The 24,740-nt window shown below is 62.0% G+C and carries 21 protein-coding genes and 1 tRNA gene; 7 read left to right on the forward strand and 15 right to left on the reverse strand.

The annotated features are described in order from the left end of the window. Nucleotides 1–4: 4 nt before the first annotated feature. The 15 genes from rpmA to DWY05_RS00580 form a co-directional block, all read right to left on the reverse strand. Entirely contained in the window at nucleotides 5–262 is a 258-nt protein-coding gene (gene rpmA / locus DWY05_RS00510) for a 50S ribosomal protein L27 (RefSeq protein WP_006236075.1), read from the reverse strand. A 33-nt stretch (nucleotides 263–295) separates the two neighbouring features. Then, a complete protein-coding gene (gene rplU, locus DWY05_RS00515; RefSeq protein WP_117786063.1) occupies nucleotides 296–670 on the reverse strand; it encodes a 50S ribosomal protein L21 in 375 nt (124 codons plus the stop codon). Between the two features lie 67 nt (nucleotides 671–737). Then, nucleotides 738–1,550 (reverse strand): TIGR03936 family radical SAM-associated protein, encoded by an 813-nt coding sequence (locus DWY05_RS00520; RefSeq protein ID WP_099431827.1) that lies wholly within the window; start codon nucleotides 1,548–1,550, stop codon nucleotides 738–740. Beyond that, entirely contained in the window at nucleotides 1,547–3,424 is a 1,878-nt protein-coding gene (locus DWY05_RS00525; protein WP_117820552.1) for a TIGR03960 family B12-binding radical SAM protein, read from the reverse strand. Before DWY05_RS00525 ends, DWY05_RS00520 begins: the two co-directional genes overlap by 4 nt. A 10-nt stretch (nucleotides 3,425–3,434) precedes the next feature. Beyond that, the gene (locus DWY05_RS00530; protein WP_006236071.1) at nucleotides 3,435–4,364 is read right to left on the reverse strand and encodes a YcjF family protein; all 930 of its coding nucleotides are present in this window, start codon (nucleotides 4,362–4,364) and stop codon (nucleotides 3,435–3,437) included. A gap of 18 nt (nucleotides 4,365–4,382) precedes the next feature. Then, entirely contained in the window at nucleotides 4,383–5,609 is a 1,227-nt protein-coding gene (locus DWY05_RS00535) for an FtsW/RodA/SpoVE family cell cycle protein (protein ID WP_055249988.1), read from the reverse strand. Nucleotides 5,610–5,618: 9 nt separating this feature from the next. After that, nucleotides 5,619–7,688, reverse strand: coding sequence for a penicillin-binding protein 2 (mrdA, locus tag DWY05_RS00540; RefSeq protein WP_055285113.1), 2,070 nt, complete (start codon nucleotides 7,686–7,688; stop codon nucleotides 5,619–5,621). Between the two features lie 13 nt (nucleotides 7,689–7,701). Then, entirely contained in the window at nucleotides 7,702–8,268 is a 567-nt protein-coding gene (locus DWY05_RS00545) for a hypothetical protein (protein ID WP_117837153.1), read from the reverse strand. A gap of 11 nt (nucleotides 8,269–8,279) precedes the next feature. Further along, nucleotides 8,280–9,221, reverse strand: coding sequence for a rod shape-determining protein MreC (mreC, locus tag DWY05_RS00550; protein ID WP_117820550.1), 942 nt, complete (start codon nucleotides 9,219–9,221; stop codon nucleotides 8,280–8,282). A gap of 78 nt (nucleotides 9,222–9,299) precedes the next feature. Further along, nucleotides 9,300–10,331 (reverse strand): rod shape-determining protein, encoded by a 1,032-nt coding sequence (locus tag DWY05_RS00555; protein ID WP_006236061.1) that lies wholly within the window; start codon nucleotides 10,329–10,331, stop codon nucleotides 9,300–9,302. Nucleotides 10,332–10,458: 127 nt separating this feature from the next. Next, nucleotides 10,459–11,763 (reverse strand): tetratricopeptide repeat protein, encoded by a 1,305-nt coding sequence (locus DWY05_RS00560; RefSeq protein ID WP_233503976.1) that lies wholly within the window; start codon nucleotides 11,761–11,763, stop codon nucleotides 10,459–10,461. 11 nt (nucleotides 11,764–11,774) lie between these two features. Then, a complete protein-coding gene (locus tag DWY05_RS00565; protein WP_006236059.1) occupies nucleotides 11,775–12,317 on the reverse strand; it encodes a peptidylprolyl isomerase in 543 nt (180 codons plus the stop codon). 107 nt (nucleotides 12,318–12,424) lie between these two features. Then, complete coding sequence (locus tag DWY05_RS00570) at nucleotides 12,425–13,567, reverse strand: zinc ribbon domain-containing protein (RefSeq protein ID WP_158558679.1); 1,143 nt, start codon at nucleotides 13,565–13,567, stop codon at nucleotides 12,425–12,427. A gap of 103 nt (nucleotides 13,568–13,670) precedes the next feature. After that, a complete protein-coding gene (locus DWY05_RS00575; protein ID WP_117820548.1) occupies nucleotides 13,671–16,394 on the reverse strand; it encodes an HAD-IC family P-type ATPase in 2,724 nt (907 codons plus the stop codon). A gap of 76 nt (nucleotides 16,395–16,470) precedes the next feature. Further along, nucleotides 16,471–16,547: transfer RNA gene (locus DWY05_RS00580), tRNA-Arg, on the reverse strand. A 204-nt stretch (nucleotides 16,548–16,751) separates the two neighbouring features. On the opposite strand from DWY05_RS00580, the gene aroF reads away from it, so the two are divergent. Genes aroF through DWY05_RS00615 form a run of 7 tightly spaced genes read left to right on the forward strand, consistent with a single transcriptional unit; the run spans nucleotide 16,752 to nucleotide 24,685 of the window. Then, entirely contained in the window at nucleotides 16,752–17,774 is a 1,023-nt protein-coding gene (gene aroF, locus DWY05_RS00585) for a 3-deoxy-7-phosphoheptulonate synthase (RefSeq protein WP_117820547.1), read from the forward strand. Nucleotides 17,775–17,777: 3 nt separating this feature from the next. Then, nucleotides 17,778–18,692, forward strand: coding sequence for a prephenate dehydrogenase/arogenate dehydrogenase family protein (locus tag DWY05_RS00590; RefSeq protein ID WP_117820546.1), 915 nt, complete (start codon nucleotides 17,778–17,780; stop codon nucleotides 18,690–18,692). Nucleotides 18,693–18,728: 36 nt separating this feature from the next. Beyond that, a complete protein-coding gene (aroB, locus tag DWY05_RS00595; RefSeq protein ID WP_117820545.1) occupies nucleotides 18,729–19,835 on the forward strand; it encodes a 3-dehydroquinate synthase in 1,107 nt (368 codons plus the stop codon). Then, a complete protein-coding gene (gene aroA / locus DWY05_RS00600) occupies nucleotides 19,829–21,148 on the forward strand; it encodes a 3-phosphoshikimate 1-carboxyvinyltransferase (protein ID WP_117820544.1) in 1,320 nt (439 codons plus the stop codon). Before aroB ends, aroA begins: the two co-directional genes overlap by 7 nt. 1 nt (nucleotide 21,149) lies before the next feature. Then, a complete protein-coding gene (gene aroC / locus DWY05_RS00605) occupies nucleotides 21,150–22,247 on the forward strand; it encodes a chorismate synthase (protein WP_117820543.1) in 1,098 nt (365 codons plus the stop codon). A 53-nt stretch (nucleotides 22,248–22,300) separates the two neighbouring features. Continuing rightward, complete coding sequence (gene pheA / locus DWY05_RS00610) at nucleotides 22,301–23,446, forward strand: prephenate dehydratase (protein ID WP_117820542.1); 1,146 nt, start codon at nucleotides 22,301–22,303, stop codon at nucleotides 23,444–23,446. After that, entirely contained in the window at nucleotides 23,447–24,685 is a 1,239-nt protein-coding gene (locus tag DWY05_RS00615) for a shikimate kinase (RefSeq protein WP_117820541.1), read from the forward strand. The last annotated feature ends 55 nt before the right edge of the window (nucleotides 24,686–24,740 follow it).

Below are 24,740 nucleotides of genomic sequence, written 5' to 3' on the forward strand. Positions count from 1 at the left end.
TGAATTACGCGTTCGCGAGCGGGCGTACGCTGACCCTGTGCTTGATACCCTTGTGGAACTCAACGGTACCGTCGACCAGCGCGAACAGCGTGTCGTCCTTGCCACGGCCAACGTTCTCACCCGGGTGGATGTGAGTGCCGTGCTGACGGACGAGAATCGTGCCCGTGGTTACCGTCTGGCCGGCATAGCGCTTCGTGCCAAGGCGCTGACCGCGGGAGTCACGGCCATTACGGGAGGAACCGAGTCCTTTTTTGTGTGCCATTGTGTATACCTACTCTTTCGTTACGAGTGTAATCTACTCGGCGACGGGAGCCTCGGCAACAGCCTCGGCCTCTGCCTTGACAGCCTTCTTGGCGCGGGACGTAGCCTGGACCTTCACGATCTTCAGCTTGGTGAGCTGCTGACGGTGACCCTTCAGACGACGATAGCGCTTACGCTTGTGGAACTTGAAGACCAGCTGCTTCTCGCCCTTGAACTGCTCAACGATCTGAGCGGTAACCTTGGCCTTGGCCAGCTTGTCGGGATCGGTGACGATCTTCTTACCATCGTTGAGGAAGATGACCGGCAGGGTGATCTTGTCGCCCTCATTGCCCTCGATCTTCTCGACGGTGATGACATCGTCGGTGGCGACCTTGTACTGCTTGCCGCCCGTGTTAACGATTGCGTACATGTTTACTTGCCCTTCATGCATCAGTTAGTGCAACAGCCGAATATAGTAGCAGGCGAAAATACCCCCGTCAACGAGTATGTGGAGCAAATCCACAAGTTCGCACAGGTATGGGGCTGACGAGTCGGCCCTCGTCGTCCTCGCATGCTTGATTCTGACGCTCGACATCGTAGGAGCAGATGGTCACGAGGTCTTGCATACCGGTGGAAACAATAGGTGCATCCACGCCCGGGGTCAAGCCCTGCAACAAAACATCAGCTGCAGAAAGCAAAATTTCCGGACGCATGGAGCCCTCGTTATCGGCATGGGTGTCGAGCATGAGCACTAAATGGTCCGGGCGCTCCCCCGCCGTGAGCTCATAGCCCACGAGCGTGTGATCCAAATCCAAGCGCTTGCTCTTTTTTCCGCGCGCGTAGTCGATGCCATGGTCCGCGCGCAGCGTGTCGATCGCACGACGCACCTCGTCGGCGCTTACGGGCGCCTCGGGATCCAAGTGCAAATCGATGCGATACGACAAGCGCGTGAGCTGCGCCGTCAACGCCGGCGTGCGCACGTCGATGTACGCCGCCTCGATGGGTGCCAGATCGGCCGGAGAGGCCGCAGCCAGGCGCCCAAACGCCTCGTCGAGCGCCACGAACTCGGTCATAAACAGGTCATACCACTCGCAGGTCGACGACGTACCCACCGGTAGCGCCGAAGAGAAGCCCACGCGCATGTGAGGAGAGAAACCCTGCGTGACGGCATAGGGAAGTCCCGCACGGCGCACGATGCGCTCAATGGTATGGATTACTTCGAGATGGCCCAGGTACTTAAGGCGATCGCGCTTGCCATAGCGAACACGAAGCCTAAAGAGCGTGGGGTTGTCGGTCAGGCGCTCACTCATGCGCGATCACCCATCAATACATTCTTGGCGTGGAGCGTGGGGCAGATTCCGCAGCCGGTGCACGACGTGCGGGTGCAGTCGGGAGTCGTGACACCCTCGAGCGAGCGACGGTACTCGCGCTCGAGGAAGCCGCGCGTGCAGCCGGGGCTCACGTGCTCCCACGGCAGGCGCCAGTCCAACTCGTAGGGCAGGTGCACGAGCTCATTGAGGTCGATGCCGTTTTTGGCAGCAGCCTCCTTCCAGTTATCGAGCGAGAAATGCTCTACCCAGGCGTCAAAGCGAGACCCCGAGCGCCAAGCATCGATGATGACGGGCGTCATGTCACGACCGGCGCGGGACAGCGCGGCCTCGATGAGCGAGGTCTCGGCATCGTGGTAATGCACGCGGACGGCACGGTTGCGAACGCTCGTGATAAGCAGCTTCTGGCGACGCTTGACGTCGTCGTAGTCGAGCTGCGGGCACCACTGGAACGGCGTGGCAGCCTTGGGGATAAACACCGAAACCGAGATGGACACCGAGATCGAGCCGCGACGAGCCTTGGGCACCACGGAACGACCGAGCTCCAGCACGTGATCGGCCAGATTGGCGATGGCCACGATGTCCTCGTCGCGCTCGCCGGGAAGGCCCATCATGAAGTAGAGCTTCATGCGGTTCCAGCCGGCCTCGAAGGCCGCCTTGGCCGCACGGTCCAGGTCCTCCTCGGTCACGTTCTTGTTAATAATGTCGCGCATGCGCTGGCTGCCGGCCTCGGGTGCGAACGTCAGGCCGCCCTTCTTTTCGCCGGCGACCGACTCGGCCATATCCACGCCAAACGAATCCAGGCGCTGCGACGGAATAGACACGCGAATACCCGTATCCTCCAGGCGACGGTTGAGCCTGCCGAGCACGTCGCGAATGCAGGAGTGGTCGGTCGTGGAAAGCGAGGTCAGCGACACCTCGTCATAGCCGGTCTTTTCCAGACCCTGAATCACCGACGAGACGATCTGATCGGCCGAACGCTCGCGCACCGGGCGATACGTCATGCCGGCCTGGCAAAAACGACAGCCGCGAGCGCAGCCGCGCAGGATCTCGATAGACAGGCGGTCGTGAACCAGCTGCGCATAGGGTACGCACGACTGCGACAGCGGATTCGTGGCGCCGAAATCCTCGACGACGCGCTTGTAGACCACGGTCGGCGCATCCTTGCCCTCGCGCGGCACGGTGTAGCCATGCGGCGAGCAGGGCTCGTCGTAACGAACCTCATAGAGCGACGGCACGTAGTTGCCGGCAATGGATGCAAGCTGCTCAACAATCTGCGCGCGCGGGACTCCTTCGTCGCGCAGGCGCCGATGCAGCTGGCAGGTCTCGAGCAGCGATTCCTCGCCCTCGCCGATGAGGATGGCATCGAAGAAGGCCGCGTACGGCTCGGGGTTGTACACCGAGGGACCGCCGGCGATGATAATGGGATCGTCCTCAGTGCGGTCGGCCGCCAACAACGGAATGCCAGCGAGGTCGAGAGCCTCGAGGAAGTTCGTCACCGCCATCTCGTGCGGCACATGCAGGCCGACGATATCAAACGAAGCGACGGGGGCAGCGCCTTCGAGCGACAGCAGGGGAATACCCGCCTCGCGCATGGCGTCACCCATATCGGGCCACGGCACATAGCCACGCTCGCAGGAGATGCCCTCGGCCTGGTTAAGGATGTTGTAGAGGATGGCGATGCCCTGGTTAGGCAGACCGACCTCGTACACATCCGGATAGATCAGGCAGCAACGGTAGTCGGCATCGGCCTTGGAAAGCGTGCCCCACTCGTGATCGATATAGCGACTCGGCTTCTCGACCTTGGCGAGCAGCGGCTCAATTAAATGAAAACAGTCTTGATACGGAACGCGCAACGGAAAACCCCTAAGCAGCGAGATCGGATGCGTCTTGATAGGACGCCATAGGACGGGTAGCGCCCGCGACCGTGGTCACCAGATCGCGAACGCGGGAGAACGTGGCAGTGACTACCTCGTTGGCACGGCTGTAGTCAACATCGCGCTCGTAGAGCGAAACGAGCGCACGGCCCATGCCATAGGTGCCCGCGGCAGCAGTGAGCGCCTTGACGGCAAACCCAATATGCGGCGTCTGCTTGACGAGCGCGCGGGTGACCGCGCGGATCACAAGACCGCCGGCAAGCACGCCCGCGACCTCGTAGCCGCGCTCGGGCTTAATGCCGCGTCCAAAGACGGCAGCGAGCTCAAAGAGCATGCCCACCTGCGCCAGCGCCATAACGGGATAATCGGCGCCCGGCAAAAACACCAGCGCACCGGTCGCCATATTGGTGAGCGCGCACGAGGTGATGATACGATTGGCCGCCGCGATGCGCATGAAGGCAAAGTTCGCCGCAAAAGCCGTTTCCTTGTCGGTGCGGTCGAGAATCCAGCGGGCAAGCGTCTCGAGCAGATACGTCTTATCGGTTGCCGCGACAACGCCGAGCATGGGCGTGGACTCCTCGATAAACGGCACCTCCACAGCAGACTCGGCAAGCACGCACACGGGCGCGCCGGCGATCACGAGCTCCTGCACGGCACTCTCCAAGCGGTCGGAACCACACGAGAGCACCAGCACCACATCGGTATCGGTCTTTGGAGCAATTCGCTCCTCCCCCAGACGCTCGACGCGCACAATGCCCGAGGTCGTCTGCGGCACAAAGGCGTCACGCACCGTCTCGGCCAGAAAGCGCGAGGCGGACGAATCCAGATAGACCGAAACGCGCACCGGCGTATCGGAATCCTTCTTAACGGACGCGCCCATCTTAAAAGCGCGGGTCAGCTTATCTACGGGAATTTTCATAGCAAACCCCTCCAGCGGTTACGCGGCGCCCGAACGATGCCGCCATATGGATTGTACGATACCCACCGTCAGCAGCTGAATCATCATCGAAGACGAACCGAAGCTAATAAACGGTAGCGGAATACCGGTAATCGGCATCATGCCGATGCACATGCCGATGTTTTCGAAGGTCTGGAACGCCCACATGCCAACGATGCCCACACACGAAAGACGCAAAAACAGTGACTCACACTTAAAGGCGACGCGAATCGTCGAAAAGATCAACAGCACGTAGAGGCACAGGAGCAAAAAGGAACCGCAAAAGCCAAAGGTCTCGGACAGGAAGGCGAAGACGAAGTCGGTGTGGAACTCAGGCAGAAAGCCGCCGGCCGACTGCGTCGCATGGCCCAAGCCCTTACCAAAGAAGCCGCCCGAGCCAACGGCGATAAGCGACTGCTGCAGGTTGTAGGCATCGTCCGAATCGGCATTATCGGGGTCGATAAAGACCGTCAGACGGTTCATCTGATACTGCTTGATGAGCACATCGTGGCCGAGCAACGAATCAAAGACCGAATCGAGCGCCAGGACGAGGGCCACCAGGCCCACGAGCAGGGCCAAGGTCGACAGCACCCATTCGCGGCGTGCACCGCTCATGCAGATGACGATGGCACCCGAGACCAGCACGACCAGGCCCGAGCCCAGGTCGCCCATGGCAACGACGGCCAAAAACGGAATGGACAGCATGCCGCAGAGCTTGACGTAGTCGCGAACGGTATCGATGCGACCGTTATACTGCGAGCCAAGCGTGGCAATAAAGAAGATGGTGATGAGCTTGGCAAGCTCAACCGGCTGGAATGTCAAGCCGATACCGGGAATCTTGATCCAGCCCGTCATGCCCAGACCGCCTGTATAGGACAGACCCGGAATCTTGGGCGAGAAGATCACGATCAGGTCGATGACGAGCAACGCCGTCGAGAAGTTGGAGATGCCGCGCAGGTCGGTACGCCACACCAGCACCGCAAGCACCGCGCCAATGCCAATGCCCAGCAGGTGGCGCGAGAATGAGGCGTCGGCCTTAAACTGTGACGCCGACCAAATAATGATGGCGCCATAGGCAACGAGCGCGACGGTAGCCAGCAGCACACCGATATGCACCTTTTGGCGAAACGTGCCGCGCGAGGCCGAAAGTTGCTTGTTGACGCGGTCCAGGCTGCTGCGAGAGCCGGTCTTGGTTGAACGGAACAGATCCGCCGGAGAAAAATCCATCGCAACCTCCTATCGAACCGAAGAATCGCCCGAGGCCGAAGAGGTATCGGGCTCGTCATAAATCACGCCGAGCACGTCGCGCACGACATGCATCGCGGTATCTGAGCCGCCGCCGCCCTGCTCCAGAACAGTAGCGATGACATACTTGGGATCATCGGCCGGTGCATAGGCGCAGAACCACGCGTATTCGTCCTCGCCACTTTTCTCGCCCGTGCCCGACTTGCCGTATACCTGCGGCGTCAGGGTGCCAAAGTGCGCCGCCAGGGACGTCGATGCCGTGTAAATCACGTCGTGCATGCCGTTGCGAACTAGAGCCAAATCCGAATCGCTGTTGATCTTGGCCTCCAGGCGCTTCTTCTTGCCCTTGCCGTTGTACTTATAGGCATCGCCGTCGCCATCGCGCGACACGGCAGATAAAAACACGTGAGGCACGTACTGTTTACCGCCGTTGGCAAGACCCATATAGGCGCACGCCATCTGCAGGGGCGTCACCAGGATGTCGCCCTGGCCGATGGCAATGTTCGTCATATCACCGGCATTCCACTTGCGGTCCTCGGCAGATGCGTCGGTGAAGTACGACTCTTTCCACTCGGCATCGGGAATACGGCCCGCGCCCTCACTCGGCAGATCGATACCGCAGGTCTTGCCTAGGCCCCAGCGACGAAAGACCTCCTGCAGGCCCTCGGAATGTTTCTCGTCATAAAAGAACGCCTTGCCCATGTCGTAGAAGACGGGGTCGCACGAGTTGGCGATACCCGACTGCAGCGTCATGGTGCCGTGGCCGGAATGCAGCCAGCAGTACTTGCCCCACGACTTGCCCAGACCCGTCCAATAGCCCGTGCAGTTGGTCGTCTGCCCCGACGTGTAGGTTCCAAACTCAAGACCGGCCAGTGCCGAGAGCGGCTTGATGGTCGAAGCCGACATGTACTGTCCGCTAATGGCGCGGTTGAGCAGCGGGTGCGAACCCTTGTCATCATTGAGCTCGGTCCACACGTCATTTGAGACGCCGCCGATAAAGACGGACGGATCGAACTTGGGCTCGCTCGCCATGCCCAGGATCTCGCCATTGTTGGGATCGAGACACACCACAGCGCCGTTGCCGGCATTGCTGTAGCCAGTGGTCTTGGCAAGCTCGATAGCGCTCGCCAGTGCCGTCTCGCAGGCCTGTTGGATCTTAAGGTCGAGCGTGAGCTTAATGTCGGAGCCGGCCTTCGCCGGCACGGCGCCGGCCTGACCGGTCACATTGCCCGAGGCATCGACCTTGACGGTCTGCTCGCCACGAATACCCTGCAGCAGGTTTTCGTAGTAGCTCTCAACGCCCGCCTGGCCCACGATATCGCCCGACTGGTACGTAATCTTGCCAGCAGAAGCATCATCATCGCCAGAGGTTTTCTTATTCTGGGCCTCGAGCTGCTCGGAGGTAATGGTGCCGGTATAGCCCAAGATATGGCATGCCGTCTCGCCATATGGATACTGGCGCTCGGTACGCTCGGCAATCTTGACGCCCGGGAACTCGCCGGCATGCTCCTGAATATAGGCAACCGTGGAGCGACGGACGTCCGTCGCGATGGTATGCAGGCTCTGAGCGCCCTCTGTATTGTCCTGAATATTGCGAAGGACCGCCACGTAAGGCATTCCAAGCACGTTGGCAAGATGGCGAACCAGAACCTCATCCTCCGCAAGGTCGCGGTAGGCCACGACAGCAAGTGAGGGACGGTTCTGGACAAGCGCCACGCCATTGCGGTCAAGGATGCGACCGCGCACAGCGGGTGTGGTAACGGTGCGAGTCTGATTACTATTGGCCTGCTTCTCGTAATAGTCCGACGAGACCATCTGCATGCCCCACAGCTTGACGGCAAGCGCCGCAAACATCGCGCCCACACCCGTGGTGAGGATGGAAAAGCGGCCCTTAAAGGCGGTCGCCGCGGTATTGCCCTCGCCCTCGGTGGCGCGCGGGGCCGTTCCATGCTGCGTATCGTAGGTAAAACGGGAATCGCCACGACGCATGATGACCAGCGCGACCACGATGGCCACAACCAGCACGATACCGGCGATAATAACCGTCAACTGGGAAGACATCTACGGGCCTCCCCTATTTGAGCTTGCGGGTCTTGGGCTTAAAGCGCATACCCGTCTGGCGTCCGCCACGCGCGGAGAATCCATAGCCGGACTGCGGCACGACGCCGGACATCAAAAACGGAATGGCAACCAGACCCGTCAGGATCGAGGACGGCAGTGCATGGCCGAAGATCGCCACGACAAAGCTCGTCTCCAAACCCATAAACAGCAAGATGATGCTGTAAATCACATTAATGACGAGCGCGAAGGTGCCCACCGTGATGCCGCGCGCACTCGGGGTACCGCCCGTCTGACCGACGGCACTGTGCACCAGGGCAAAAGAACCCACGGTCAGCAGGAGCGACATAACGCCCACCGGCACGGCAGCGGACAGGTCATAAAACAAGCCGCTGCAAAAACCGCACACGACGGCACGGGTCGGGTCGCCCGAGAACACGCTTAGGCACACCAGGATAATCATGAAGTTGACGCGACCGCCCGCAATGGAGATCTGCGGTGCCAGGCCTGCCTGCAGCAGCACGCACACGATGGCGGCGATCACAAACGTACGGGAGCTCATCCCCTGCTCGTGTAGATCCATGGACATGCCCCCTATTCGTTCGAGCCGGAATCAGTCGTCTCGGACGTGTCGGAACTGTCATCCGAACTCTCGTCCTTCGTCTTGGTCGCAGCATCGCGCGACGTTCCCTGCGGCGTGCTATTAGCGGTGCTCACGTCCTCATCCGAAGCTGACTGTTCGTCGGTCAGCGAGGTAATGACCAGCACTTCCTCGTTGTTCTCGGCCGTGGTCTGAGCGCGCACCACAATGGTGTAGTACACGTCGTTTGCCGATTTCTCAACCGACGAGACGGTACCGAGCGGAAGGCCCTTGGGGAACACGCCGCCAATGCCCGAGGTCACGATGATGTCGCCAACCTTAACATCGGAGTCGACGCTCACGTACTCAAGACGCAGCGTGCCGTCAGCCTGACCCTGCAGCATGCCCTGGGCGCGCGTGTCCTGCACCATAGCGGACACGCCCGAGTTCTCGTCGCCAATCAGGCGCACGGTGGACGTCTTGGCCGAGACTTCGATGATCTGGCCGATAACACCGGCCGAACTCGTCACAGGCATGTTGATGGTAAGGCCGTCGGCAGAGCCCTTGTCGATGGTTACGGTCGAGGTCCAGGCATCGCCCGAGGCACCAACGATACGAGCAGCGGTCGATTTGAGGTTGTAGGTCGACTGCAGCCCGACCAGCCCCTCCAGACGCTCGGCGGTCTTTTGAGCCTCGGAGAGCTCAGCAACCTTAGAGGTCAGCTCCTCGTTTTGCTTCTTGAGCTCGTCGAGCGTGTCCTGCGACGCCGTAAGGTTAGAGAACACGTTGCCAATAGCATTGAAAGGAGCCGCCACAGCCGAACCCACAAAGCGCACCGGCGAGGTAATCGTCGTTACGCCCGAACGCACGGCATGAATCGGTCCCGCCTCGCCCTCGCGGATGTAAAACGTGAGCAGCAACACCGAAATCAGGCTGAAAACAATCAACGGGCGCATACCCGTTGATTGTCGCTTGGTATTCAGATTTGTGGAGAAACCCGAAGATCGTGCCAAATGGAATCCACCTTTTGGAAATTAAGCATTGGTCTGGACGAAGCCGCCATCAAACGCATTGGCCTCGAGCACGCGGGCACAGCCGTTAACGACGTTATCGAGCGCCGTTGGGCTGACGTTGACCGAAACGCCGGTCTCATCGCGCAGGCGCACGTCGAGACCGCGCAGCAGCGCGCCGCCACCGGTCAGCAATATGCCATAGTACATAAGGTCAGAGGCAAGATCGGGCGGCGTGGCATCGAGTGCGTCCTTGACGGCCTTGGCCATCTCGTCGAGCGGCTTGTTGAGTGCGCGACGAATCTCCTCGCTCTCGATGCGCACGGTCTTGGGCAAACCGGTGATCACGTCGCGGCCGTTGACCTCGACGTCGAGCTCGTCCTTGAGCGGCACGGCGGAGCCGACCTTGATCTTGATGTCCTCTGCCGTACGCTCGCCGATGGCCAGGTTGTAGGCATCGCGAACGTGCGTGAGGATGGCCTGATCGAACTCGTCGCCGGCAATACGAATGGACTGCGAGACGACGATGCCGCCCATAGCGATAACGGCAACCTCGGTGGTACCGCCACCGATGTCGATGACCATGGAGCCGGTGGGCTCCTCGACGGGCAGGTCGGCGCCGATAGCGGCAGCCATGGGCTCCTCGATCAGATAGGCCTGGCGGGCACCGGCCTGGATCGTGGCCTCAAAGACAGCACGCTTCTCGACCGACGTGACACCGGAAGGAACGCAGACGACAACACGCGGACGCGGGGTCCACGGATAGCGCTTCTCAGACGCCTTGTCGATAAAGTAGCGAAGCATGGCCTCGGTAACATCGAAGTCGGCGATGACGCCGTCCTTCAGGGGACGAACGGCCACGATGTTGCCGGGCGTACGGCCGAGCATGCGCTTTGCCTCGATACCGACCGCCAGGATGCGCTCGTCGTTCTTGTCGATGGCGACAACAGAGGGCTCGCGAATGACGATGCCCTTGCCGCGCACGGAGACAAGCGTATTTGCGGTGCCGAGGTCGATGGCAAGATCGCCCGCATAGCTACCGAAGAACATATCCATCAAAGAAAACAACGCAACTCCTGATGTGTTGGATGATTGCTGGAAAACTACTAGCTCATCATACTAGCGCAAGCCCGGCACCTCACTTGCGGTGAAGCGCCGGGCAAAGCTAAATCCCATAAGGTCACTACTGGTTGTCAGCAGCCGAGAAATCCATATCGAGCGAGGAAACGGCCCAGCCGATATGGTTGTCGGAGCGCACGAATTTGACGGTGTACTCCTGCTCGCCGCCCTTGGACAGCGATGCCTTCACCTTGGCGGTCGTCTCGGTCATGGACTGATCCATGCCCTCGACGGACACGGTGGCACCCTGCGGAATCGAGGAGATGATCATCGACTTAGCGTCCTCGGACAGGCTCGATGCCAGGCAAGACTCGGCCTTTGCGGTGTCACCGTCGTCGGCAGCCTGGAACAGATCGGTAACGACAGACTCCTGGGACGGGAAGCCAAAGCCGCGCGTGTAGGCAAAGCCCAGACCGCCCGCGGCGATCAAAATGAGCAGAAGCAGCACGATGAAGACTTTGAGACCCGTGTGGCGATGGCGACGACGAACCTTGGCCTGCTTGCGGTCCTGACGGTCCTGCTGGACCATCTCGGACTCGGACAGCGTAAAGAAGCCGGTGTCCGAGGGATCGGGCATAAACTGACCGGTCGCGCCCGTAGGATCGAGCGGATCGACGGCAGGAGCGTCCATCGCAGGCGCCGGAGCCGTGGCCATAGCCGTTTGGGCAGACAGCGCGGCAAGCGAATCGTGCACGCGGGCAAGCTCGTCGGCCTGCTCGGAGGTGAGCTGGTAGATGCCATCGGCAGTAGCGGCGTTAAAGGCGTCGAGTGCGTCGGAGGGACGGCCGGCGGCAGAAAGCGCCTGACCCATGCCGGCGTTGAGCGCACGCGTGTCGTCGCGGGGGCCGGCAAAGTCGATAGCCGTGCGGTAGGTCTCCACGGCATCCGCCGGACGGCCGAGCTTAATGAAGCAACGACCGAGCTCGCCGAGTGCGGCGGCAGGAGCCGGATTGGCGCCGTCGATGGCGGCCTGACGGAAGGCAGTACCCGCGTTGGCATAGTCGCCCGACTGGAACAGCGCGTTACCCAGGCCCAGATAGGCCTTAAACGGCGTGGCATAGGAAGCATCCTGCGTAGCAGCAGAGAACGCCTGTGCGGCCGTCGTGTAGTCGCCCACGGCGGCGAGTGCCTTGCCGCGGTTGGTGAGCAGCGCGCCGCGCTTGCCGTAGGTGCCGTCGTTGAGGGCGGCGGCATAGGCCTCGGCGGCCTCGGCATACATGCCCAGGTGCATCAAGGCGTTGCCACGAAGGTGATCGGCCTCGCCCATAATCTCATCGGGAGTCTTTGCCGCCCCAAGCATCTGGGCTGCAGCGGAAAAATCACCCGCGCGGTAAGCGGCGCGGCCCTGTTGGATCAGCTGGCTATTCAAGGAAGTCCCCTTTACTCGTGAACGATCTCGACGTGGACGATCTCGTCGCCGGCGCGCAGCTGCGAAATCACATCGAGACCCTCGACCGTGGTACCAAAGACGGTGTAACCGGAATCGAGGTTATGCTGGGCACCCAGGCAGAAGTAAAACTGCGAACCCGCGGAATCGGGGTCCATGGAGCGTGCCATGGCAAGGGCGCCATCGACATGGCTGTTGCGCGGATTGGTGGCAAACTCGCCCTTGATGCAGTAGCCGGGGCCACCGGTACCGGGCATGCCGTCGGGGCCCTCAAGACCGGCAGCGACGTCGGCGCCGGACATATCGCGGGTATTGGGGTCGCCACCCTGAATGACAAAGCCGGGCACATAGCGATGGAACTTAAGGCCATCATAGAAACCCATCGTGGAAAGCTCGCAGAAGTTCGCGACATGAATGGGAGCGCCCTCGCCGTCAAACTTGACCTTGATGGTACCCTTCGACGTCTCGATTACGGCGCACTCGTCGCCGGCAAGCTGATACTCGGGCGTGTAGAGCTCTTTCTTAAAACCAAACATGTGGTTCCTTCCTCGTGCGTTTAAAGCATATTTGTACGAATTGTAGCAATAAGCATGCGCTTACATCAATTGCGCACGTAGGTTATGCCGACTATGGCGAACTAATTTTAGGAACGCTGCTGCGGCTTCCAGGAACCCACATTGGCGTCGTACTGGTTCAGCGCGCTGTTGCCGCCCTGCGCGATGGGCGCCAGGATCTCGCTTTGGTGGGAACTCATCGACTCGCCATCGGGAATGGCCAGCGAGATGTCCCAACTCTGGCAGATCACGTCGACGCGCTCATACATCCACTCGGCAAGCTGCTTTAAGTGGGCGATGTCGTCCGCATAGACCGTATCGTCCTGATACTTAAGGTTATTGAGCTCATCTTGCGTCTTTTTGATCTGGTCGCGCAGGGCGTAGGCACTCTGCGACAGCTCCTGACGGGTTGACAGCGGCGATCGGAGATAGCCGTTGTTAAAGGAATCGATGACCTCGCCGATCTGGTCCTCGTCACCGTAGGACACGATGGTCTGATACAGACCGTCGAGCCTGGTATAGAGCTGATCATCGGTGAGCACGGTTTCTTCCTGGACCACCTCGGCAGAATCGTCCTGCTTGGTATCGTCCTCAGTCGCCTCGCCCTTTTGGCGCGTAGGGAAGGTCGTCTGCGCAGCCTGGCCAAACTGGTCATAGAAGCCGGGCATAACACCCATGGGATCGGTCGTCACGAACCAATAGGCACCGCCGCAAAGGACGGCAAGGACCGCGATGACGATGAACGGCTTGGGGATATGACGCTTGTGCTTGTGATAGGCGTCCTCGTCGGGGTGCACCTTGCGCTTGGGTTTTTGAGCATCGTCGTGCAGGGAAACCGGCGTGGGAATATCGACCTTGGGGATACCGAAATCCTTATCGAAAGCCGGCAGCACGCAGGTCTCGTTAGGATCGGCGGCGTCCGAAAGCACCGCAGCGGCAGAGGCCGGCGCATGCGGCACCTCGGTATCGATCTGCTCTTGCGTTAGGCGCGGAAAACCCGCCGTGCGGCCCGCAGCCAAGTCGGATGCGGCCGCGTCCTCGGAGAGGATACCCGGAGCCGGGCGTCCGCATTTGGGGCACGTACGGTCATGCGGAGAAAGACGGGCACCGCAGCCCTCACAGAACACGAACTCGGTGTGCTCGGGGCCATCGCCCGGACCCACATAGGCGTTGCAGTAGGGGCAGAACGAGGCGCCGTCCTCGATAGTCTTAAGGCAATGCGGGCAGATCACGGCATCCTCTTTTCGAAGCAATTCAAACAATCGAGGTTAGAGCATAACATCGCCACGGCCCCACAGGAACAAGGCACCAATTCAACATCGCCAGGGCGCGTAGCTACTTCTTCTTTTTGCTTGGCATCGAGACTTTGATGCCTTGGGCGGACTTGGTCACGCGAGAGCGTTTGGCTCCGGCACTCCTCTTTTTCTTGGGTTGGGCCTGGGCCACGCCCTCGAGTGCGCGGGCCTCGGCCTCACGAACGGTGCGAGCTTCGCGGCGCTGCGCCATGTCGGCGGCGACGCGCTTGGCAAAACGCTCCGCCGTCGAACCCGTCGAGCTCACCTTGCCGCCACCGCGACCCAGGCGGACGCGCACACCGCGGCCAAAACCAGTTGCGGCATGACGACGACGCGGCTTGAGCGAATCCATCATCGTGGCGAGCTTAAAGAACACCGAGCAGGTAAAGACCACGATGACAGCCAAGATAACCATCTGGCCCATCGACAGGTTGGCAATAGACAGCAGCTCCGGGAATCCGATAACGCCCGTCAGGATGCCGGCGACTACAAACACAAAGAGCACCACTCGTAAGGGCGTGAGAGGCTGCGAGATGCGCCAGATCAGGCTGACGCTCGCCGCGCACGACGTAAGCAGGCACATCGTAGACAGCGTGAGCTGGCTAAAGCCAAACACGCGCGCCACAAAGATATCGAGCGCCGCAGCCAAAATGACCGCAATCGACGCCGGCAGTGCGCGCTTGAGTACGTTCGTCAAAAACGCACCCTTCACGCGAGCATTGTTGGGCTCCAGGCCCAACACAAAGCCCGGCGCGCCGATGCAGAAGAAGTTAATGAGCGTCATCTGGATGGGCTCGAAGGGGTACGGCGGCAGCGCGATGCACAGCGCGGCCAGGCCCATCGAGAACAGCGTCTTGGTAAGGAACAGCGAGGCCGAACGCTGCAGGTTATTGATGGAGCGACGGCCCTCGGCCACCACGGCGGGCATCGAGGCAAAGTCGTTGTCGACCAGCACGATCTCGGCCACGTTGCGCGCGGCATCGGAGCCGGCCGCCATGGCCACGGAGCAGTCGGCCTCCTTGAGCGCCAGCACGTCGTTGACGCCGTCGCCCGTCATTGCCACGGTGTGCTCGCGGCGCTTGAGCGCCTGCACGAGCTCGCGCTTCTGCTGCGGGGTCACACGACCAAAGACATGGTAGCGGTCCACTGCGGCATCGAGCTTTGCTGGCGTATCGAGCGTCGTGGCGTCCACATAAGCGTCCGCCCCCGGCACGCCCACCACGCGCGCGATCGACGACACCGTACGCGGGTCGTCGCCACTGATCACGTTGAGGGTCACGCCCTGCTCGTTAAAGTAGCCGATGGTCTCGGCCGCCGAGGTACGAATCTCGTCGCGGATGGTCACAAAGCCCACGGGCTCGGCCTCGCCCACCATATCGCCATCGGGCGTAAAGCCGTCCACGCGCGCCGCCACGAGCACGCGGCAGGTATCAGCAAGCTCGGCGACACGGTTCTCGACCTGCGAAAACACACGCTCCGAAAGCACAAACTGCGCGGCGCCCATCACATAGGAGCCCTGCGCAAAAGAAGCGCCACTCCATTTTTTAGACGACGAGAACGGAATGACCGACAGCGGCTCAGACACCTCGACCGGGCGATCGGCGTAATAGTTGAGCAGCGCCTGACAGGTCTCGTTGGCATCGGCCGAAGTCGCACGCGCCACGTTAGCCAGCGCAAAATCGAGCACTGTGGTATCGACGGGAACAGATGCCTCGTTCTCCCCCACACCCAGGGCAACGCCCTCAACCGGCAGCGGATACGTGCCCTCGACCTCCATGCGACCCGACGTGATGGTACCCGTCTTGTCCAGGCACAGCACGTCAACGCGAGCGAGCGTCTCGATGCAGTAGAGCTGCTGCGCCAGCACCTTGCGGCGGGCCAGGCGCACCGTGGCGATGGCGAGCACCGACGAGGTCAGCAGCACCAGGCCTTGCGGGATCATGCCCAGCAGGGCGCCCACCGTGGACAACAGCGCCGACGAAGGCACATGACCAGCCAACAGCTCAGAGAAGCACCACGAAAGCGCGCTATCGCCCGGGGTTCCCGCGGCATCCCACAGCTCGCTCACACTCGAGGCAAACAACGCCAAACCGAGCGGGATCATGATGATGCTCGCAAAGCGCACGATGGCGTTCAGCGCGTTCATGATCTCGGAATTGACCTTTTTGACGTACTTGGCCTCGTTATTAATTTTGGCCACGTAGTTGTCGGCGCCGACATGGATCACGCGGGCGCGCAGCAGGCCCGAGTCGATAAAGCTGCCGCTCATGAGCTCGGAACCGGGCTGTTTCTTAATAAGGTCGCTCTCGCCCGTCAGCAGGCTCTCGTTCACGAGCGCCTCGCCCGAAACCACCACGGCGTCAGCGGGAATCTGGTCACCGCGCCCCAGGCGGATGATGTCGTCGAGCACGATCTGGTCCAGGTCGAGCTCCACCTCGGCGCCGTCGCGCACCGCGATGGCCTTCTTGGAGGTCAACAGCGTGAGCTTATCGACCATCTTCTTGGAACGCATGGACTGAATGACGCCAATAGCGGTATTGAGGAACACCACGAACAGGAACGTCAGATTCTTAAACGAACCGGTCAAAATGACCAGGAACGCCAAGATCACGTTGATCAAATTGAACAGCGTGCAGAGGTTCTCGATGATGAGCTCTTTGACCGACTTGGTCTTGAGCTCCATGTTGCGGTTGATCTTACCGGCGGCGATGCGCTCCTCGACCTCGGCGGTCGAGAGTCCGCGCTCGATATCCGTTGCTGCCATACCACGTCCCATCACGTCGCGTCGGTATAAGAAAAACCGCCCGGACCATGCGAGGTTCGGACGGTCTTACGTTCGATGGTGCCCCATGTTGGATTCGAACCAACGGCCTTCTGCTCCGGAGGCAGACGCTCTAATCCCCTGAGCTAATAGGGCCAACGTTTGGCATTATACCCAAGTGCACCACGGGCTATCAAAATAAAAGAAAAAGCTTTGCAATTCCGAGGAAGACACGGCGCAACGGCCCACTTTAGAAGGCAAAAGCGAGTCAGATAGTATAAACTCTCATGCACCATATATACACGGCTCGCGATGCGGGCCGTTTTTGCAAGGGTTATCCATCGAGGTGAGAGGCACACCATGATTGCAATTTTAAAGCAGAGCGCCAGCGACGAGGCCGTCAGCCATATCGTCAGCTGGATTGAAAAAAAGGGTCTGAAGACCGATGTCTCGCGCGGCGAGAACGAGACGATCATCGGCCTGGTGGGCGATACGACCAAGATCGACCCGTTCCTGCTCGAGTCTATGGACGTCGTCGAGCGCGTACAGCGCGTCTCCGAGCCGTTCAAGCGCGCCAACCGCAAGTTCCACCCCGAGGACTCCGTCATCGACTGCGGCCACGGCGTACATGTAGGCGGCGATCAGTTCCAGGTCATCGCCGGCCCCTGCTCCGTCGAGGGCGAGAACCTCATCCGCATCGCCCGCCGCGTGAAGGCCGCCGGCGCCACGATGCTGCGCGGCGGCGCCTACAAGCCCCGCACCTCCCCATACGCCTACCAGGGCATGGGTCCCGCCGGCCTTGACCTGCTGTGCGAGGCATCGGCCGAGCTCGACATGCCGATCGTCACCGAGATCATGGACCCACGCGACGTGCAGGTCTTCCTGGACAAGAAGATCGACGTCATGCAGATCGGCGCCCGCAACGCCCAGAACTTCCCTCTGCTCAAAGAGGTCGGCAAGACCAAGACTCCGATCTTGCTTAAGCGCGGCATGTCCGGCACGATCGATGAGCTGCTCATGGCCGCCGAGTACATCATGAGTGAGGGCAACGACAACGTCATCCTGTGCGAGCGCGGTATCCGCACCTTCGAGACCCGCACCCGCAACACCTTCGACCTCAACGCCGTGCCGGTGCTGCACCACCTGTCGCACCTGCCCGTCGTCGCCGACCCCAGCCACGCCACCGGCTACACCCGCTACGTTGAGCCTATGGCGCTCGCCGCGACCGCCTGCGGTGCCAACGGCCTGGAGATCGAGGTCCACGACGAGCCGAGCCGTGCCTGGTCAGACGGCGCTCAGGCCCTCACCCCCGATCAGTTCGACGACACCATGCGCCGCATCCGAGCCATCCGCGAGGTCGTCTGCCAAGAGACCATGGAGTAACCCATGGGTACGGTGAGAAACGCGCGCGTTAACCAGGGCGGCCCCAAGTGCGCCGGCATTGTGGGCCTGGGCCTCATCGGCGGCAGCTTTGCCCGCGGCTATGCGCAGGCGGGCGTCCGCGTGCTGGCCTGGGACCCCGATGACGATGTCATGACTGCCGCCAGCATGGGCACCGTTGCCGGAGAACTCAACGACGAGACACTCGGCGAATGCGACATCATCGTGCTGGCTTGCTACCCCGAAGCCTGCATCGAGTGGCTCGAGGCGCATGCCCAGGCACTCGCCGACGCCACCGACACCGAGGCCATCATGGGCCCCGTGGTGATCGACACGGTGGGCGTCAAGGGCATTGTGTGCGAGCGCGCCTTTGAGCTTGCCCGCGAGCACGGCTTTTACTTTGTGGGCGCGCACCCCATGGCGGGCACCCAGTTCTCGGGCTACGCGCACTCCCGCGCCGACTTGTTCCAGGGCGCGCCGCTCGTGCTCGTGCCGCCCGCGGTGGACGATGCGCTCAAGCTGGAACTTTTGGGCCAGGTGCGCGAGATGGTACGCCCCTTGGGCTTTGGCAAGTTCAGCGTGACCAGCGCTGCCGAACACGACCGCGTCATCGCCTTTACGAGCCAGCTCGCGCACGTGGTATCAAACGCCTACGTCAAAAGCCCGACCGCCCAAGTTCACCACGGTTTTTCGGCCGGTAGCTACCGCGATCTCACCCGCGTGGCGCACCTCAACCCGCAAATGTGGTCCGAGCTCATGATCGACGACGCCGACGCACTCGCCTTCGAGATCGACCATCTGATCGAGTCGCTTGGCGCCTACAGCCGTGCACTCAAGGACCGCGACCAGCGCTATCTGGAGAATCTCCTTGCCGAGGGCGACCGCATTAAGCGCGCACTCGACGACGAGGCCTCCCACTAGACCACCTATCACGCCAGGTCGAAAGGACCGAAGCTTATGGCGATTACCATCGATATCGACACCGCACGCCCCTACCAGGTGCATGTTGGCACGTTTTTGCTGGAGCAGGCGGGACCGCTCGTGCGCGCCACTGCCGGCGGCACCAAGGCCGTCATCGTGACGGACACCAACGTGGGCCCGCTCTACCAGATGCCCGTTAAGCAGAGTCTGGAGGCATCAGGCTACGAGGTGAGCATCTGCACCTTCGAGGCCGGCGAGGCCCATAAGCGCGCCGAAACCTATGTTGCCATTTTGGAGTTTGTGGCCGAGCACGAGCTTTCACGCTCCGACGTGATCGTTGCACTCGGCGGCGGTGTCGTGGGCGACGTGGCCGGCTTTGTGGCCGCCACCTACATGCGCGGCTGCAAGTTTGTGCAGATCCCCACGAGTCTGCTCGCCATGGTGGATTCGTCGGTGGGCGGCAAGACGGCCATCGACCTGGCTGCCGGCAAGAACTTGGCCGGCGCCTTTTGGCAGCCGAGCGTGGTTATCGCCGATGTGGGGTGCCTGGCCACCCTCACGCCCGAGCAGTTCGCCGACGGCTGCGGCGAGGTCGTCAAGCATGCCGTAATCGCCGATCCGGAACTCTTCGATGAGCTCGAGAAGACCCCGCTCACGCTGGAGCTGCTCAACCAGGACGTGGCTCGCGTGGCGCTCATCATCGCCCGCAATATCGACATCAAGCGCGCCGTGGTCGTCGCCGACGAGCGCGAAACCAACCAGCGCAAGCTCCTCAACTTTGGACACAGCGCCGGACACGCCGTCGAGGCCTGCGAGCACTTTGAGCTCGGACACGGCAACTGCGTGTCGATCGGCATGGGCATCATCACGCGCGCCGCGGCCTTGCACGGCGTCTGCGATGCTGCACTGCCCGGTCGTATTGAGGAACTCTGCGCCCGCCATGGCCTCAAGACCCGCTGCGACCTCGATGTCGATGCCGTCTTTGCCGAGGCGCTCCACGACAAGAAGCGCGCGGGCGACACCATCGACCTGGTGATTCCGCACGGCATTGGCCGCTGCAGCATCGACCGCACGCCGCTTTCCACTTTCCACGAACTTATTGCCGAGGGCCTCGGCCAGAAGGGAGACGCTTCCGCATGCTAGCCCGCATCACCCCGTCCCCGCTCAAGGGCAACGTTCCCGCCATCGCGTCCAAGTCGATGGCGCATCGCCTCATCATTTGCGCCGCGCTTGCCAACGGCGAGACGCACGTCACCTGCAACACTACCTGCGCCGATATCGAGGCCACGGTGCGTTGCCTCACGGCGCTCGGCGCCCGCATCGAGACCGTCGAGGATGGCTTCCAGGTCCACCCCACCATGAAGAGTGTTGAGTTTGGCCTGCTCAAGGCCCTTGCCGGCGGCACGCTCGACTGCGGCGAGAGCGGCTCCACGCTGCGCTTTATGCTGCCCGTCGCCTGCGCGCTGGGTGCGGATGCCACCTTCGTGGGTCAGGGACGCTTGGGCGCCCGCCCGCTGTCCCCGCTCTCGGACGAGATCATCGCCGCCGGCTGCGACCTACAGGGTCTGGGCGGTTTTCCGCTCAAGACGAGCGGACGCATGCGCCCGGGTACCTTTGTGCTGCCGGGCAACGTGAGCTCGCAGTATATCTCGGGCCTGCTGCTGGCAGCCCCGCTGCTCGCCCAGCCCTCCTGCGTGCAGGTGACCGGCCTTATCGAGAGTCGCCCCTACATCAACCTGACACTCCAGGCCATGAAGGCCTTTGGCGTCGAGGTCAACGTCGAGCGTATTCCCGCCCGGGACGGCCAGCCCGAGGTCACAAACTTCCGCGTGAGCAGTGGCTCGTATCGCACGCCCGGTAACGTGGCCGTCGAGGGTGACTGGTCCAACGCTGCCTTTTGGCTGTGCGCCGGCGCCATCGGCTCCGACCCCATCACCGTCGAGGGTGTGTCACTTAGCTCGGCCCAGGGCGACCGTAACGTACTTGCCGCGCTTTCGCGCTTTGGCGCCCGCATCGTGCGCTCCACCAACGCCGCCACCGTGCAGTCCGACAAACTCGCCGGCTTTGAGATGAGCGCCCACGATATTCCCGACCTCGTGCCCGTTATCTCGGCCGTGGCCTCACTGGCACAGGGCCGCACCTTTATCCGCGATTGCGCCCGTCTGCGCATCAAGGAATCTGACCGTCTGGTCACCACCACCCGCGAGCTCACCGCGCTGGGCGCACAGGTGCGCATCGCCGGTGACGACCTCATCATCAAGGGCGTCGATGCCCTTACCGGCGGCGAGGTCGATTCGCACAACGACCACCGCATCGCCATGATGGCAGCCATCGCCGCAAGTCGCGCCACCGGCGAGGTCGTGATTCACGGCGCCGAAGCCGTCAACAAGTCCTATCCCGATTTCTTCGACCACTACCGCCTGTTGGGCGGCAAGGTCACGCTCGAGGAGGAATAGCATGTCCTCGACCTTTGGCAACGTATTGCATCTGAGCATCTTCGGCCAGTCGCACTCCCCCGCTATCGGTTGCTCGCTCGATGGCATCCCGGCGGGCATCGCCGTGGACCAGGAGAAGCTGCAGGCCTTCCTCGACCGTCGCGCCCCCGGTCGCGACGAGACTGCGACCAAACGCCGCGAGGCCGACGCCGCGCATATCATCGCCGGTGTAGTCGATGGACATACCACCGGCGCGCCCATCGCTGCGATTATCGAGAACACCAACACGCGCTCCAAGGATTACTCCGAGCTGCGCCGCAAGCCCCGCCCCGGGCACGCAGACTTCTCTGCGCGCGTGAAGTACCACAACATGCACGATGTCGCTGGTGGCGGGCATTTTTCCGGCCGCCTAACGGCACCTTTGTGCATCGCCGGCGGGATCGCGCTGCAGGCGCTCGAGGCCCGCGGCATTCAGGTCATGGCGCATGTGGCGCAGATCGGCGGCATCTCCGACCTGCCGATGGACGACATGGTCTATCGCGAGGCCGACCGCAAGGCGATCCTTACGAACGATCTTCCGTGCATTGACGCCGCCGCAGCCGGCCGCATGCGCGAGGAGATCCTAGCCGCGCGCGACGAGTTCGATAGCATCGGCGGCATCGTGGAGTGCGGCATTTACGGGCTTCCCGCGGGCATCGGCGACCCCATGTTCGACGGCATCGAGAACCGCATCGCGCAAATCGCCTTTGGCATTCCCGCCGTAAAGGGCGTGGAGTTTGGCATGGGCTTTGCCGTGGCCGCCATGCGCGGCAGCGAGAACAACGACCCGTATCGCATCGATGCCGAGAACGGCAAGATCGAAGTCGAATCCAATAACGCCGGCGGCATCCTGGGCGGTATTTCGACCGGCGCGCCCGTCATGTGGCGCATGGCCGTAAAGCCGACGCCCTCCATTGGCCGCGAGCAGCAGACCGTAGACATGGACGCCATGGAAAATGCCGAGCTCTCGGTCCACGGCCGTCACGATCCCTGCATCGTCCCCCGAGCCGTCCCCGTAGCCGAAGCAGCCGCAGCGCTGGCCATCTGGGACGCCCTCCTCGAGGACGCAGGCCAGCTCTAACCCGACTCACCTGAGTTGCCTGTCAACTCAGCCGTAACGCGAAAGGGACTTCCATGGACCTTGCCGATATTCGCCAGACCATCGATGGCATCGACACCGCGCTCCTCAACAGCTTTGTCGAGCGCATGGACATTGCCACCGAAGTCGCCAAGTCAAAAATCGAGATGGGCAAGGCCGTCTTCGACCCCGCCCGTGAGCGCTCCAAGCTCAACAACCTCGCCAGCCGTGCGCCCGAGCGCTACGAGGCCCAGACCATCACCCTGTTCCGTCTCCTCATGAGCATGAGCAAGGCCGAGCAGCAGCGCTACATCAACGAACTCAAGGGCATCACAGTGTCGCAAAAGGCCCACGCCACGGCCGTAGCCTTCGACACGCCCTTCCCCCAGACTGCCAGCGTCGCCTGCCAGGGCGTTGAGGGTGCCTACAGCCAGATCGCCGCATGCAAGCTCTTCGACGTGCCGGATATTGCGTTCTTCGAGACCTTCGAGGGCGTCATGCGCGCCGTACGCGACGGGTTCTGCGAGTTTGGCGTGCTGCCAATCGAGAACTCCACCGCCGGCTCGGTCAACGCCGTCTACGACCTGCTCGCCCAGTTCGACTTCCACATCGTGCGCTCGCTTCGCCTCAAGATCGACCACAACTTACTCGTCAAACCCGGCACCAAGCTCCAGGACGTGCGCGAGGTCTACAGCCACGGCCAAGCCATTGCCCAGTGCGCAGGCTTTATCGAGGGCCACGGCCTGCATGCCACCAAGTACCCCAACACGGCCATGTCGGCCGAGATGGTCGCCAACTCCGAACGCACCGACGTCGCCGCTATCGCCTCGCGCAGCTGTGCGGCGCTCTACGGCTTGGAGGTGTTGGAGCCCAACATCCAGGACTCGGACAACAACTACACGCGCTTTGTCGTCATCAGCCGCGAGCCGCGCGTCTACCCCGGCGCCAACCGCACCTCGCTCATGATCACCACGGCCAACGAGCCGGGCGCGCTCTATCGCGTACTCGAGCGCTTCTACGCGCTCAATATCAACCTCATCAAGCTCGAGAGCCGTCCCATCCCCGGCCGTGACTTTGAGTTTATGTTCTACTTTGACCTGGACTGCCCCTTTGGCAGCAAGGCTCTCGACGACCTGCTCGATTCCATCGACGACGTGTGCGAGAGCTTCACCTACTTTGGCAGCTACACGGAGGTGCTCTAGATGACCGATACCGCCGCAACCCGCCCCTACGGCGTGCTGGGCCGCGTGCTGGGCCACAGCTACACCCCGACCATCTACAAGGAGCTGGCGGGGCTTGAGTACGCGCGTTTTGAGCGCGAGCCCGAGGACCTCGCGGCCTTTATGAGGGGCGACGAGTGGGAGGGCACCAACGTGACCATCCCCTACAAGCGCGCCGTCATGGAGTACCTGGACGAGCTCAGCTCACTCGCCAAGCGCATGGGCAACGTCAACACCATCACACGCCTGCCCGACGGGCGCCTGCGCGGCGACAACACCGACTACTTTGGCTTCCAATGCCTAGTCGAGGAACTTGGCGTAGAGGTCGCCGGCAAGAAGGCCCTCGTGCTCGGAGCCACTGGTGGCGCCGGCACCACGGCAAGTATGGTGCTGGGAGACCTGGGCGCCATCGTCGTACCCGTGGGTCGCACGAGCGAGGTCAATTACGACAACATCGCGCAGCAATCCGATGCCGCGCTGCTCGTCAACTGCACGCCCGCCGGCATGTTCCCCCACTGTCCCGACGCTCCCTGCACGCTCGAAGGCCTCGATGCGCTCGAAGGCGCTATCGACATTGTCTACAACCCCGCCCGCACGGGCCTGATGCTCGAGGCTGAGCGCCGCGGCATCCCCTGCATCGGTGGTTTGCTCATGCTTGTGGCCCAGGCGGCGCAAGCCGTCGAGCGCTATACCGGCCAGGTCACCCCGCGTGAGCGCATCCTGGACGTGACGGAACGCTTGTCACGCCGCGAACAGAACATCGCCCTGATCGGCATGCCGGGCTCGGGCAAAACCCGCGTGGGTGAGCAGATCGCCGAGCTCACGGACCGCGAGCACATCGATCTGGACCGCGCGCTTGAAGAGCGCCTGGGCGGGCCCTGCGCCGACTATATCGTCGAGCGCGGCGAGGAGGCCTTCCGCGAGCAGGAAACGGCGGCGCTGGCCGACATCTCCAAGCGTAGTGGCCTGGTGCTTTCCACGGGCGGCGGCGTGGTCACGCGCGACGAAAACTATCCGCTGCTGCACCAGAACAGCCAGATCGTGATGCTCAACCGCAAGCTCGACGAACTCGCCCACAAGGGTCGCCCCATCACCGCCCGCGATGGCATCGACAAGCTGGCCGAGCAGCGCATGCCGCGCTACCGCGCCTGGGCCGACTACATCATCGACTCACGCGACTGCGCCGCCAACACCGCCCGCGCCGTCCTCGAGACCCTCTAACCTGCCAAAAAGGGACAGGTTTATTTTGGCAGGTTTTATCTGGGCAAACGCCGAA

The organism is Collinsella sp. AF23-4AC (assembly GCF_003462685.1).
In the GTDB taxonomy this organism is placed as follows: domain Bacteria; phylum Actinomycetota; class Coriobacteriia; order Coriobacteriales; family Coriobacteriaceae; genus Collinsella.